Below are 12,543 nucleotides of genomic sequence, written 5' to 3'. Positions count from 1 at the left end.
CGCGCACCTCATTCCGCCGCCTCGAGAACCGCCGCGCGCGCCTGGGCGCGAACCCCGTCGTGGCCGGTCACCTTCAGCGCCACGATCTCGCCCGGCTGGGCCTCGCCCGCAAACGCGATTTCGGTGAAATCCTCGGCGCGGGCCACGCCGCGGCGCTCCACCAGGCCCATCAGCGTGCGCCCGACCTGGCGCTGCAGATGCCGCGCCAGGGCCGCCTCGCCCGCCGCCCGCAGCCGCGCGGCGCGGGCCTTCACCTCGGCCTTGGGAACCGGCGGCATCCGCGCCGCCGGCGTGCCCGGACGCGGGCTGAACGGGAAGACGTGCAGGAACGACAGCCCGGCCTGCTCCACGAGCTGGAGGGTGTTCTCGAACATCGCCTCGGTCTCGGTGGGGAAGCCCGCGATCAGGTCGGCGCCGAACGCCGTCTCGGGCCGCACGGCGCGCACGTCGGCGATCAGCTTCAGCGCGTCTGCTCTCGAGTGCCGTCGCTTCATCCGCTTGAGGATCATGTCGTCGCCGGCCTGCAGGGACAGATGCAGGTAGGGCATCAGCCGCGGCTCCTCGGCCAGGCACCGCAGCAGATCATCGTCGATCTCCGCGGCGTCGATGGACGATAGCCGCAGCCGGGGCAGTTCGGGGACCAGCTTCAGGATCCGCGCCACGAGCTGGCCGAGGCTGGGCTGGCCGGGCAGGTCAGCGCCCCAGCTGGTGATATCGACCCCGGTCAGCACCACCTCGCGGTAGCCCTGGGCCGTCAGCCGGCGCACCTGCTCGACCACCTCGCCCGCCGCCGCCGAACGCGAGTTCCCGCGCCCGTAGGGAATGATGCAGAAGGTGCAGCGGTGGTCGCAGCCGTTCTGCACCTCGACGTAGGCCCGCGCGCGGTCCTTCAGACCCCCAATGTCCCTGGCGATGAGATGCCCCGCGGTCTCGCGCACGCTCATGATGTCGTTGACCCGCACCCGGCCGAGCTCCGGCGCCGCCAGATAGGCGCCGGGCGCGCTCTTCTCCGCATTGCCGAGCACCAGGTCCACTTCCGGCATGGCCGCGAACGCCGCCGGGTCGATCTGCGCCGCGCAGCCGGTGACGATCAGCTTGGCGTCCGGCCGCTCGCGCCGCGCCCTGCGGATCGCCTGGCGCGCCTGACGCACCGCCTCGCCCGTCACCGCGCAGGTGTTGAACACCACCGCGTCGGCCAGCCCGTCCTCCGCGGCCCGCTTGCGGATGACCTCGCTCTCATAGGCGTTCAGCCGGCAGCCGAAGGTGACAATTTCGACGGCTCCGCCGGCGGAGTTGTCATCCCGAAATGGCGCGTCCGCGCCATGTCCGGGATCGAACAACTCCTTGGGGTCGACGTCGCTGGTCATGGCAGCTCGCCCGCGAAATCGACGGCGGCAGGGCCGGTCATGATCACATGGTTGTCGGTGCGCCAGTCGATGAGCAGCTCGCCGCCGTCCAGCTCGAGCGTCGCCGTGCGGTCGGTGAGGTCGCGCCGGGCCGCCGCGACCAGGGCCGCGCAGGCGCCGGTGCCGCAGGCCTTGGTCAGGCCCGCGCCGCGCTCCCAGACCCGCAGCTTGATCCGATGCCGGTCGATGATCTGGGCGAAGCCGACGTTGACCCCGTCGGGGAACAGCGGATGGCGCTCGATCGCGGGCCCGGCTTCGCGCACGGGCGCGGCGTCCAGGTCGGCCACGAAGAACACCACGTGAGGATTGCCCATGGAGACGCAGGCCGGCGGGCCGCAGAGCCCCGGATGGTCGTAGAGCGCCACGTCGAGCGCGCGGGTGTCGTGCGCCGCGGCGAGCGGGATCTCTCGCCAGTCCAGCCTGGGCTCGCCCATGTCGACGCTGACCAGCCGCTCGCCGGCGCGGCTCGCCCTGAGCAAGCCGGCCTTGGTCTCGATCGTCGCCTGGTCCTTGCCCGAGGCCTGCATCAGGAGCCAGCCGACGCAGCGCGTGCCGTTGCCGCAGGCCGCGATCTCCGCGCCGTCGGCATTCCAGAACCGCACGCGGGCGTCGACCCCCTCACCCGGTTCGAGCACGATCAGCTGGTCGCAGCCGATGCCCGCCGCGCGGTCGGCGATGGCGCGCACCTCGGCCGCCGTCGGCTGGAACGGCGCGGTGCGGGCCTCGACCACGACGAAGTCGTTGCCGAGCCCGTTCATCTTCAGGAACGGACGGCTCATGGCCGCGGACATATAGGCGAGAACGCCTCCCGAAGCACCTGGGGCGAGACAGGGCCGTTGCGGCGACGCTAAGAAAGCCGGCATGAAATCATTGCTTTGCGGCCTGGCCGCGCTCGCCTGCCTCGTTCCAGTCTTCCAAGGGCCGGTCGCCCACGCCCAACCGCGGACCGCGACCTCCGCAACCCCCGACGATCCCTTCCAGTGGCTGGAGGACATCGAGGCGCCGAGGTCCATGGCCTGGGTCGAGGGCCAGAACGCAAGGACCGCCAAGCGGCTGGAATCCGATCCGCGCTACGCGGCGTTCCACAACGAAGCCCTGGCGATCTTCACCGCCAAGGACCGCATCCCGAACCCGCGCTTCCGGGCGGGCGGGATCGACAACTTCTGGCAGGACGGCGCCCACGTGCACGGCGTCTGGCGCCACACCAGCCTCGCCAGCTATCGCACCATGGCCCCGACCTGGGAGATCCTGCTGGACCTCGACGCGCTGTCCAGGGCCGAGGGCAAGAACTGGATCTGGAAGGGCGCCGACTGCCTGCGCCCGGCGCAGAACCTGTGCCTGGTCAGGCTTTCGGACGGCGGCTCCGACGCGGTCGAGGTCCGAGAATACGACACGGCCACACGGCGCTTCGTGGCTGGGGGCTTCCGCTTCGCGAGCGGCAAGCAGAACCTCGACTGGCTCGACGCCAATACCCTGGTCGTCGACCGCGAATGGGTCCCGGGCGAAGTGACCAAGTCCGGCTATGGCTATGTGGTGAAGATCGTGCCGCGCGCGGGTGCGCCGCGCGAGGTGTTCCGCGGCAAGCCCACCGACGTGGGCGCCCAGGGGATCGTGCTGCACGGCGTGGGCGGCCGGACCGATGGCCTGATCATCCGCCGCAGCGTCACCTTCTTCGAGAACGAGTTCAGCCTGCTGCGCCCGAAGGGGCTGCTGCGCCTGGCCTTGCCGCCCAAGGCGGAGTTCGAGACCTATGTCGACCGCCAGGTGGTCTTCGCGCTGAAGGAGGCCTGGCGCGGATTCGGCGCCGGGGCGCTGATCGCCTACGACCTCTCCGACCTCGACCGCGACCCGGCCACGGCCAAGCCGGCGCTGGTCTTCCAGCCCGGCCCGCGCCAGGCCGTCCAGCAGGTGGAGTCCACCCGCGGCCGGCTGGTGGTCGACCTCCTGGAGGACGTGAAGGGCGCGGTCGATGCCTACGTCTTCCAGGGCGGCCACTGGATTTCGCATCGCCTGCCGCTGCCGAAGGACGCCAATCTCACACTGGTGGCCGCCGACGACGACGGCGAGAGCCTGTTCGTCGACGCCGAGGGCTTCCTCGACCCGACCGCCCTGTGGCTCGCCGACGCCGCCTCCGGCGCGGCCCAGCCGGTCAAGGCCCTGCCCGCCCGCTTCGACGCCTCGAAGGACGTGGTCGAGCAGTATTGGGCGACCTCGAGCGACGGGACCAAGATTCCCTATTTCGTGGTGCGCCCGAAGGGGGCCAGGCTCGATGGCTCGACGCCCACCCTGATGTACGGCTACGGCGGCTTCGAGGTGGCCAAGCCGCCGGTCTACCTGCCCGAGATGGGCAAGATCTGGCTGGAGCGCGGCGGCGCCTATGTGATCGCCAACATCCGCGGCGGCGGCGAGTTTGGTCCCGCCTGGCACGAGGCGGTGCTGCGCGAGAAGCGCCAGCTCGCCTTCGACGATTTCGCCGCCGTGGCGAAGGACATGACCGCCCGCGGCATCACCTCGCCGCGGCGCTTGGGCATCTACGGCCGCTCCAACGGCGGCGTCCTGACCACGGTCTCCATGACCCAGCATCCCGAGCTGTGGAACGCCGTGGTCGTCGAGAGCCCGCTGATCGACATGCTGCGCTACCACAAGCTCTCGGCCGGAGCCTCGTGGATCGGCGAATATGGCGACCCCGACGTGCCGGCCGACCGCGCCTTCATCGCCAGATATTCCGGCTACCAGAACCTGAAACCCGGCGTGAAATACCCGGAGGCCTACATCACCACCAACACCCGCGACGACCGCGTGCACCCGGGCCATGCGCGGAAGTTCGCGGCCAGGCTCGAGGCGATGGGGATCCCCTACCTCTACTACGAGCAGACGTTCGGCGGTCACGCCAACGACGCCGACCCCGAACTCAACGCCCGCCGCTGGGCCCGGCACTACGTCTACCTGGCCCAGAAGCTGATGGACTAATTCAACCACGTCATCCTCCGGTCGCCTGCAAGGCGATCCGGGGGACCCATGCTGCGCTTCGAGCTGGCGCGAAAAGTGCGATTTCGGCTTGGGTCCCCCGGATCAGCCTGCGGCTGACCGTGGGATGACGCAGGTTTGAGCTCAGCTCTTCTCGATCGCCGAGGCGGTGTCGTCGAGGATGCTCACGATGCGGTCGATCTCCAGCGCCGTGATCGGACGCTGGGAGAGGCGGTTCTGCAGGGCCATGCCGAGGTTGGCCATGGCGCGGGCGATCCGCGGGCGGCTGGATTCCGAACTCTCGGCGACCTCGGCCATCCGGGCGAACACGGCGTCCACGTGGTTGCGGTTTTGCTCGACCTCGGCCTTACCGGCGTCGGTGGGCTCATAGAGCTTGCGGCCGACCTCGCCGCCCGCGGGCCGGACCAGGCCCTCGTCCTCGAGCATGGCGAGCGTCGGATAGATCACCCCGGCGCTCGGCCGATAGGCGCCGCCGGTGCGCTCCTCGAGCTCCTTGATCAGCTCGTAGCCGTGGCGGGGCTGCTCAGCGAGCAGGGCCAGGACGACATATCGCAGGTCGCCGTGCTCCAGCAGGCGGCCGAGCCGGCGGCCGCGCATCCGGCCCCGGGCATGGTGGCGTTCCAGGTGATGGCGCATGCGCCCTTCATAGCGGTCTGAATGGTGGTGGTGAAACAATTTTCGCTCCTATCGAGATATATCGATATCCCAGATATATCGGAATGCGATCGGCGCGCAAGCGATTTCGATACAGTCTAAATAGGTCTGACTCTAGCCGGCCTTTGCAGCCGGCTCGGCGTCTCGCGGCTCCAGCGCCGCGGCGATGGCGCCGATCAGCTGTTCGATCTGGATCGGCTTGGGGGCCAACCCATCCATGCCCACCGCCACATATTCCGCCGCCTGGTGCGACATGGCGTTGGCGGTCAGGGCCAGGATCGGCGTGCGCGCCCGGCCCTCGGCGGCTTCCAGCTCGCGGATGCGGCGGGTGGCGGCCAGGCCGTCCATCACCGGCATCTGCACGTCCATCAACACCACATCCCAGGTCCCGGTGCGCCAGGCGTCCACCGCCTGGGCGCCGTCGGCGACCACGTGCGGATCGATGCCGACCTGGCTCAACAGGGTGCGCAGCACCAGTTGGTTGGTTTCGTTGTCCTCGGCGACCAGCACCCGCAGGTCGGCCTGCGGGGCCTCGTGGACGGGCTCGGCGAGCATCGGGGCTGCCGCCGCCTCGGCGCGGGCCAGCGGCAGGCGGGCGGTGAACACCGAGCCCTGGCCCGCCTCGCTGTGGGCGGTGATGTCGCCGCCCATCAGCCGCGCCAGCTCGCGGGAGATGGCCAGCCCCAGGCCCGATCCGCCGTAGCGCCGCGAGGTCGAGGCCTCGGCCTGGATGAACCGCTCGAAAAGGGTCGGCAGCTGGCTCGCCGCCACGCCCAGGCCGGTGTCGGCCACGCGGATGGCCAAGGCGCCATCGTCCTCCACCCGGAAGGCCAGGGTGACGCCGCCCCGGTCGGTGAACTTCACGGCGTTGGAGAGCAGGTTGTAGACGATCTGCCGGACCCGCGTTGCGTCGGCGCGCCACAGGCCCAGCGCCGCCGGATCGGCCTTGATGGCCAGCGTCAGCCCCTTGCCGGCGGCAAGCGGCGCGAAGGCGGCCTGGGCCTGGGTCGCCAGTCCGCCGATGTCGAGCACGCCCATCTCGAGCTCGAGCTTCGCCGCCTCGATGCGGGAGATGTCCAGGAGGTCGTTGAGCAGCATCAGCAGCACCTCGCCGGACTGGCGGATCACCTCCAGCCGCTCGCGCTGCGCCTTGGGGAGGCGGTCGTGGCCCATGGCCTGGGCCATGCCCAGGACGCCGTTAAGCGGGGTGCGGATCTCGTGGCTCATGGTGGCCAGGAAGTCGCTCTTGGCGGCGCTGGCGTCCTCGGCGCGGGCGCGCTCGGACCGGGCCTCGGTCAGGGCCTTGTCGAGCTCGACGGTGGCGCGGCGGTTGCGGCGGATGGCGATCACCAGGTGGGCGATGAACAGGGCCGCGCCCAGGCCCACGAATCCCATGGCCGCGCGGTTGACGCCCGGCTCAAGCACCAGCGACAGGATCGGCAGGCTGACCAGGTAGAGCGCGTGCGGCGTGCAGCCGGCCCACAGCAGCCGCTTCGAGGACTGCGCCTGCAGCCCCACGTGCACCAGGCCCGAGGCCGGGATCAGCAGGGCGTACAGATGGCCTTCCAGCCCGCCGGTCAGCCAGCAATAGGGGCCGATGATCCCCCAGACCAGGACGGTCGTCGCCATCAGGCCGAGGTAGCCGGCCTCCTGCCAGGCCGTCGGCGCGAAATCAGGATTGCGGCGCATGGGGGCGGTGAGCGCCAGGTCGAGGAACTGCACCGCGACCACCAGGGCGAACCAGGCCGCGGGCCAGGCGGTGCGGGTGATCGCCCACACGCCGGCGGCGATGATCAGCGCCAGGCCGATCCGCATCCCCAGCTCATTGGCGCGAGTGACCGCGACCCTGTGATAGCTGACGCCGTTCTGCATCGGCTCCCCCGAAGCGGCGCAACATGCCCCAGGGGGGATTTAGACAACCCTAATGTCGTCCATCCGATACCGCCGCCCGCGCCGCTAGCGCAGGGTCTCGGCCAGCAGCTTGCCCTCGGCGGCGCGGCTCGATCCGGCGCGCCAGGCGACCACGATCTCGCGGCTCGGGTGGTCGGCGGCGATCGGTCGGATGGCGACGGGGGCGGTGTCGGTGAGCCCGGCCTCGACCGCCATGGCCGGCAGGAAGGTGACGCCTAGGCCCGATCCCACCATCTGCACCAGCGTCGGCAGCGAGGTGGCGGCGAACACCTCCTCGCCGGGCGGCGGCTTGCGCAGCGTCAGTCCGCAGGCCGACAGCGCGTGCTCGCGCAGGCAATGGCCGTCCTCCAGCAGGATGATGTCCTCCTGCTCCAGGGCCGCGATGGTCGCCCGCTTCTGGCCGGCGATCGGGTGGTTGGCGGGCACGGCGGCCAATAGTTCGTCGTCGGCGACGTGGGCGTAGTGCAGGCCCGCCAGGTCGTAAGGCAGGGCGATCAGGGCGGCGTCCAGCTGGCCGGCGCGCAGGCCCGCCACCAGCCGGTGGGTCAGGTCCTCGCGCAGGAAGAGCCTAAGCTTCGGAAACCGTTCGCGCAGCAGCGGCAGGGCCTTGGGCAACAGGAACGGCGCGACCGTCGGGATGACGCCCAGGCGAAAGCGGCCGGACAACGGCTGGTTGGCGCTCTTGGCCGCCTCCACCAGTTCGTCCGTCTCGTTGAGGATGACCCGCGCGCGGCGCAGCGCCTCCTCGCCGACCGGGGTCAGGATCACGCCCGACCGCGCGCGCTCCACCACCGGCGCGCCGAGACAGCGCTCCAGCTCCTGGATGCCGGCCGAGAGCGTCGGCTGGGTCACGTGGGCCGCCTCGGCGGCGCGCCCGAAGCTCCCGTGCTCCACGAGCAGCTTCAGATAGAGCAGTTGGCGAAGGGTCGGCAGCATGGCTCTGATATATAGAGCGCGCCTATACGATTCCCATCGCCTATCGAGAGTACCCTATGGGCGGCCGTCAGGGCTTGGCGGGTTTCGGCGGCTGGATGGCCACGAACACCGCGACCAGCTTGCCGTCCGTGGCGGTCTGGGCCGCGGCGGTCACAGAGGTCCCCGGCTTCAGCGCCGTCACATCGGCCGGGTTCATCCGCGTCACCGGCGTATTGGGCGGCACGACCACGTGGCGGGCGCCTGTGCCATAGTCGACGTCCATCTCCTGGCCCTTGCCGGTGGTGGCGACCGACTTCACATGGCCGTTGGTCATCATCAGGCCCGTGCCGGCGTTCATCACCGAATGGACGTTGGGGCCATTGTCGGCCAGGTGCACTTCGGTGGCGCGGCCACCCTCCTCGGTGGTGACATTGGCCGTCCCCAGATAGGCGCCCGGCTTGATCTCCGAGGACGAGGCGGCCTTCAGGAGGACGATCCGCGTGGTGGGCGCCAGCACCAGGTCCACGTCGCCCGTGGCGCCGGTGATCACCAGGTGGCCGGCGGCGAGCGACTTGACCGTTCCGGCCAGCCGCTGCTGCGGCGCCTGGGCGACGGCGGCGCCGACCGCGAGGGTCGCCACGGCGGCGGCGAGGGTGAGGCGGGCGAACATGGGGACGTCCTTGCGGGGGCCTGAAGCGCCAGCCTTAGCGAACGGCCCGCCGCCGCGCCAGCCTTTGGCGTTCATTCCGGCTTGCCGGTCTCCAGGTATCTCTTCAGCCGCCTGAGCTGTTCGCCGAGCACCTGGTCGACGGGCGCGGCATAGGTCTCGGCGAGGCCGCCCTTGGCGTAGCCGCCGACGTCGTAGCTCATCACGACATCGGTCCCGGCGCCCGCCGGCCTGAGGGTTACGCCGAAGTGGCCCGAGGCGCCGGTGAACTGCAGCGGTCCGAGCGCGCCTTCCATCCGCAGCTGTGACTTGCCGTCGGCATAGACGATGGTCAGGTGCCGCACCGCGCCCCTGGGCAGGGTCTCGCAGAAGCAGCCGGAGGCATCGATCGTCAGGTTCTTGGCGTCGCCCGACCAGCTGTGCTGGCTGCTCCACCACCGGCTTGGCCGCATCAGCGCGTCCCAGACCTTCGACGGCGGCGCGGCCACGCTGGCCCGCTCGACGACCTCGAAGCCGGCTACGGACTTGTCGGTCACCTCGGCGCGCGCCGCGCCCGCGACCAGCGCGGCGGCCAGCCCGGCCGCCAGACCCCATTTCATGACATCGCCTCCCTCGGTGGGCGGACCCTAGCCGCGTTTCAGGCCTTTTCGAAATGCAGCGGCGAGCCCCAGAAGGTCTCGATCAGGCCGTTCTGGGCGCCCGGCGCCCCGGTGGTCAGGAAGCGGCGCGCCCCGCCACGTCCCGGGTCGTACTCCGGGTGCCGTTCGAAATAGCGGGCCATGGCGTCCGCGGTGGCGGCCGGCTGGTGGATCACCGGCGTTCCGGCCGGAAGGGCCTGACCGAACAGGTCGGCGACGATCTCGTAGTGGGTGCAGCCGAGGATCGCCCGGTCGGGCGCGCGGCCTATGCGGCGCTGCAGCGCCTGGGCGTGGCCGGCCACCACCGCGGCCAGCTCATCGCGCGGGGCGTTGGTCTCGATCATCCGCGCCAGCTCGGGGCAGGGTTCTGAGAACACCGCCACGTCCTGGCGGCGCTTGTCGATCTCGATCTCGTAGACGCGGCTGGCGGCGGTGGCGGGCGTCGAGAACACCCCGAGTATGTCCAGCTTCTCGACCTTGTCGCCGCGCCGCTCGGCCTCGTGCTCCCAGGGCAGGCCGGTCGCCGCCTCGATGGTCGGCACGATGATGCCGATGACGTTCACCGGCCGCCCGAGCTCGCGCCGATAGCCCGGCAGCCAGGTCTGCTGCAACCGGCGGAGCGCCACGGACGCGGCGGTGTTGCAGGCCAGCACCACCACGCTGCAGCCGTCGCCGAACAGCCGCTCGCACCCGGCCCGCGTCAGCTCGACGATCTCCTCGCCCGGCCGTCCGCCATAGGGCGTGTTCGCCTGGTCGGCCAGATAGACGAAGTCGGCGGCGGGAAACCGCTCCACGAGCTTGTGGTGGACCGACAGTCCGCCCACCCCTGAATCGAAGACGCCGATCGCCATGGCTTCTCGTTAGCGGGGGTCGCAGGCGGTGTCATCACGGGCATGTCGCGCTATGGTCGCCGCGGGCGCGATCAGCGGGGCGGCGCGTGGGAACCTTCGAATATCTGCTGCTGTTCGCCGCCGTCATCCTGGGGCTGGCGATCTCGGACCTGGCCATCAGCCTGCATCGCCTGCTGGGCGCGGGCCGGCGCGTGAAATGGGACTGGCTCGCACCGCTGGCGGCCCTCGTCGCCTTCCTGAAGATCGTCACCCAGTGGTGGACCTGGCACGCCGCCGAGGCGCTCGCCCGCGGCCTCACCTTCGAGATGTTCGTTGTCGAGCTGGTGGGGATCGTGCTGCTGTTCCTGCTGGCCGCAGCCGCCCTGCCGGACGAGGCGCCACGCGGGGAGCCGGTCGACCTGGCCGCCCACTACGCCGCGGTCTCGCGCCGTTACTGGATCCTGTTCCTCGCCCACTGGCTGGTGCTGAACGGCGTCAACAGCTGGGTCCAGATGCAGATCGAGGGGGCGCGGTTTAGCTGGTTCGCGCCGGCCTATCTGCTGGCCCCGCTGGCGCTCGCCCTGATCTTCATCCCCAACCGGTGGGTCCACACCGTCGTGCTGGCCGGACTCGTGGTCGTGTATGTCGGCCAGTTCTTCGGCCGGGCGCTGACCTAGGCGAACAGGTCCGCCTGGGCGGCGGCGGCCGCGCCTTCGATGGCGAGGAGCTGGAGCTTGGTGTTCACCCCGCCGCGCGCCGAAAATCCGCCAAGCTTGCCGCCGGCCGCCACCACCCGGTGGCAGGGCACCACGATCGGCCAGGGGTTCCTGCCGAGCGCCTGGCCCACGTCGCGCGCCAGGAGCTTGTCGCCGAGCCGCTCGGCGATCTGGCCGTAGGTCAGGGTCTCGCCGGGCGGGATCGCGCGGGCGATCTCATAGACGCGGGCGTGGAACTCCGGCGTCCGCGACAGGTCGAGCGGCGCCTGCGTCAGGTCCGCGGGCTTGCCGGCCAGGAGCTCCCGGATCGCCGCGACGGTCGTGGCTGCGTCGAACGTCGGCTCGGCTTCGGCGGCGTCGGGGAAGCGCCGCAGGAACCCGCGCCGGGCGCGCTCCGGATCGTGCTCCGGCAGGTGGACCGCGACCAGGCCCGCCTCGCCCCAGGCGATGCCAGCGGTTCCGATGGCGGTCTCGAACAGGGCGTATTGGGTCATGGCCGCAACATAGCGCCGATGGCCGACAACCGCTGGCGGCTTTCGGACATGGATCGCCCGCCGCTAGGCCGTCGCGTCCGCCGCCTCGGCCCCGGCCTGGGCGGCCGCCTCGATCGGCATCTTGAAGGTGAAGCGGGTCTGCGCGACGTCGGAGGTCACCTCGAGGGCGCCGCCGTGCGCGCGGGCGATCTCGGAGGCGATGTAGAGTCCCAGGCCCAGGCCCTCGCCATGCGGCCTGGCGCTCGACCGGACGAAGGGCTGGAACAACCGCCGGCGCGCCGCCTCGCCGATCGGCGGACCGCCGTTGGCGACGCTGATCTCGAAGTGCTGCGGCCCGGCGGTGGCGCGCACCCGCACGGGCTCGGCGTCCGAGCCATGGGTGATGGCGTTGGCCAGCAGGTTGGACAGCAACTGCGCCATGCGCCGCTCGTCCACATGCACCGCGCGCGAGATGGCGATCTCGGCGGCGATGTCCCGGTCCGGATGGGCCAGGCGCAGCTCCTCGACCACATGGGCCAGGGTTTCGCCGAGCGACGCCGCGGGGCTGCGATCCATGTCCAGGCCCCCGCCGAGCCGGCCGCGCGCCAGGTCCAGCACATTGTCGATCAGGCCGGCCATCCGGACGACGCTGTGGCGCATGGCCGCCAGCAGCTCGCGGGCCCGGTCGTCGATCGGGGTCTTGGCGATCAGCCGCGCGGCCCCGTCGATGGAGGCCAGCGGATTGCGCAGGTCGTGGCCGAGCACGGCGATGAACTGCTCGCGCAGCTCGCCCACCTGGCGGGCGTCGAGCAAGGCGGCCTGGCTCTCCGCCAGGCGCTCACGCGCCGCCAGGTGCTGGCCGATCAGCTCGGCGAACAGCTCGAACATCGCCGGCGCACTCGAGTCCTTCAGCACCATCGGCCGCGGATCGAGGGCGCACAGGGTGCCGAAGAACCGGCCGTCGTAGACGATCGGCACCGAGATATAGCTTTGGAATCCATACTTGGCCGGCGTCGGGTGGTTGCGGAACCGCGGATCCTCGGCGACGTGGTCGATGATCACCGCCTCGCAGGTGTCGCGGACCTCATCGCAGAGGGTGGTGGCGATCTCCAGTTCCCCGCCGGCCTCCAGCCCGAACGCGATCTCGTCGCGCACCGCGCACGCCACCCACCGGTCCTCAGTGACCCGCGCGACCGCGGCGAAGCCCATGCCGGTCGCCCGGCAGACCACCTCCAGCAGCTTCGGCACCGCATCGATAACGCCCACGGCGGCGACGTCGGCCTCGATGGTCTGCGGCACGGATGAGCTCCAGAAGGACGAGGCGGGTTCAACCTCCAGGGGATTC

General features: G+C 70.9%; 12 protein-coding genes. 2 read left to right on the top strand and 10 right to left on the bottom strand.

The genetic code is table 11. The annotated features are described in order from the left end of the window. Window positions 1-8 precede the first annotated feature (8 nt). Entirely contained in the window at window positions 9-1,367 is a 1,359-nt protein-coding gene (gene mtaB / locus VGT80_RS13175; RefSeq protein ID WP_327456517.1) for a tRNA (N(6)-L-threonylcarbamoyladenosine(37)-C(2))-methylthiotransferase MtaB, read from the bottom strand. Continuing rightward, window positions 1,364-2,185 carry a diaminopimelate epimerase gene (dapF, locus tag VGT80_RS13170; protein ID WP_327456515.1) on the bottom strand — a complete coding sequence of 274 codons (822 nt, stop codon included), beginning with the start codon at window positions 2,183-2,185 and terminating at the stop codon, window positions 1,364-1,366. The genes mtaB and dapF overlap by 4 nt, the downstream gene beginning before the upstream one ends. 82 nt (window positions 2,186-2,267) lie before the next feature. Here dapF and VGT80_RS13165 point away from each other — a divergent pair, with 82 nt between their 5' ends. Then, a complete protein-coding gene (locus VGT80_RS13165; RefSeq protein WP_327456514.1) occupies window positions 2,268-4,376 on the top strand; it encodes a prolyl oligopeptidase family serine peptidase in 2,109 nt (702 codons plus the stop codon). Between the two features lie 141 nt (window positions 4,377-4,517). Here VGT80_RS13165 and VGT80_RS13160 read toward each other — a convergent pair whose 3' ends face one another. From VGT80_RS13160 to VGT80_RS13135, 6 genes are all read right to left on the bottom strand, one after another. Next, window positions 4,518-5,030: a PadR family transcriptional regulator gene (locus VGT80_RS13160; RefSeq protein WP_327456512.1), complete on the bottom strand. Its 513-nt coding sequence runs from the start codon at window positions 5,028-5,030 to the stop codon at window positions 4,518-4,520. A 132-nt stretch (window positions 5,031-5,162) separates the two neighbouring features. Then, on the bottom strand, window positions 5,163-6,920 hold the full coding sequence (locus tag VGT80_RS13155) for an ATP-binding protein (protein WP_327456510.1): 1,758 nt from the start codon (window positions 6,918-6,920) through the stop codon (window positions 5,163-5,165). An 84-nt stretch (window positions 6,921-7,004) separates the two neighbouring features. Continuing rightward, on the bottom strand, window positions 7,005-7,895 hold the full coding sequence (locus VGT80_RS13150; protein ID WP_327456508.1) for a hydrogen peroxide-inducible genes activator: 891 nt from the start codon (window positions 7,893-7,895) through the stop codon (window positions 7,005-7,007). A gap of 67 nt (window positions 7,896-7,962) precedes the next feature. Continuing rightward, window positions 7,963-8,544, bottom strand: a complete 582-nt coding sequence (locus VGT80_RS13145; protein ID WP_327456506.1) for a hypothetical protein — start codon at window positions 8,542-8,544, stop codon at window positions 7,963-7,965. Window positions 8,545-8,615: 71 nt separating this feature from the next. Beyond that, the gene (locus tag VGT80_RS13140) at window positions 8,616-9,140 is read right to left on the bottom strand and encodes an SRPBCC family protein (protein ID WP_327456504.1); all 525 of its coding nucleotides are present in this window, start codon (window positions 9,138-9,140) and stop codon (window positions 8,616-8,618) included. Window positions 9,141-9,178: 38 nt separating this feature from the next. Further along, window positions 9,179-10,030 (bottom strand): glutamate racemase, encoded by an 852-nt coding sequence (locus tag VGT80_RS13135; RefSeq protein ID WP_327456502.1) that lies wholly within the window; start codon window positions 10,028-10,030, stop codon window positions 9,179-9,181. A gap of 86 nt (window positions 10,031-10,116) precedes the next feature. On the opposite strand from VGT80_RS13135, the gene VGT80_RS13130 reads away from it, so the two are divergent. After that, entirely contained in the window at window positions 10,117-10,686 is a 570-nt protein-coding gene (locus VGT80_RS13130; RefSeq protein ID WP_327456500.1) for a hypothetical protein, read from the top strand. Here VGT80_RS13130 and VGT80_RS13125 read toward each other — a convergent pair. Continuing rightward, a complete protein-coding gene (locus tag VGT80_RS13125; RefSeq protein ID WP_327456498.1) occupies window positions 10,683-11,219 on the bottom strand; it encodes a methylated-DNA--[protein]-cysteine S-methyltransferase in 537 nt (178 codons plus the stop codon). The genes VGT80_RS13130 and VGT80_RS13125 overlap by 4 nt on opposite strands. 63 nt (window positions 11,220-11,282) lie before the next feature. Next, a complete protein-coding gene (locus tag VGT80_RS13120; RefSeq protein WP_327456496.1) occupies window positions 11,283-12,497 on the bottom strand; it encodes a HAMP domain-containing sensor histidine kinase in 1,215 nt (404 codons plus the stop codon). Window positions 12,498-12,543: the final 46 nt, after the last annotated feature.

Source organism: Phenylobacterium sp. (assembly GCF_035944335.1).
Taxonomy (GTDB): Bacteria; Pseudomonadota; Alphaproteobacteria; order Caulobacterales; family Caulobacteraceae; genus Phenylobacterium.
This window is presented reverse-complemented; position numbering and strand designations above follow the sequence as displayed.

What these genes read in the sequence shown, in the direction of transcription:
- dapF (WP_327456515.1), bottom strand. Translation starts at nt 2,185, where the DNA reads ATGAGCCGTCCGTTCCTGAAGATGAACGGGCTCGGCAACGACTTCGTC.
- mtaB (WP_327456517.1), bottom strand. Translation starts at nt 1,367, where the DNA reads ATGACCAGCGACGTCGACCCCAAGGAGTTGTTCGATCCCGGACATGGC.
- VGT80_RS13150 (WP_327456508.1), bottom strand. Translation starts at nt 7,895, where the DNA reads ATGCTGCCGACCCTTCGCCAACTGCTCTATCTGAAGCTGCTCGTGGAG.
- VGT80_RS13165 (WP_327456514.1), top strand. Translation starts at nt 2,268, where the DNA reads ATGAAATCATTGCTTTGCGGCCTGGCCGCGCTCGCCTGCCTCGTTCCA.
- VGT80_RS13140 (WP_327456504.1), bottom strand. Translation starts at nt 9,140, where the DNA reads ATGAAATGGGGTCTGGCGGCCGGGCTGGCCGCCGCGCTGGTCGCGGGC.
- VGT80_RS13135 (WP_327456502.1), bottom strand. Translation starts at nt 10,030, where the DNA reads ATGGCGATCGGCGTCTTCGATTCAGGGGTGGGCGGACTGTCGGTCCAC.
- VGT80_RS13145 (WP_327456506.1), bottom strand. Translation starts at nt 8,544, where the DNA reads ATGTTCGCCCGCCTCACCCTCGCCGCCGCCGTGGCGACCCTCGCGGTC.
- VGT80_RS13155 (WP_327456510.1), bottom strand. Translation starts at nt 6,920, where the DNA reads ATGCAGAACGGCGTCAGCTATCACAGGGTCGCGGTCACTCGCGCCAAT.
- VGT80_RS13160 (WP_327456512.1), bottom strand. Translation starts at nt 5,030, where the DNA reads ATGCGCCATCACCTGGAACGCCACCATGCCCGGGGCCGGATGCGCGGC.
- VGT80_RS13125 (WP_327456498.1), bottom strand. Translation starts at nt 11,219, where the DNA reads ATGACCCAATACGCCCTGTTCGAGACCGCCATCGGAACCGCTGGCATC.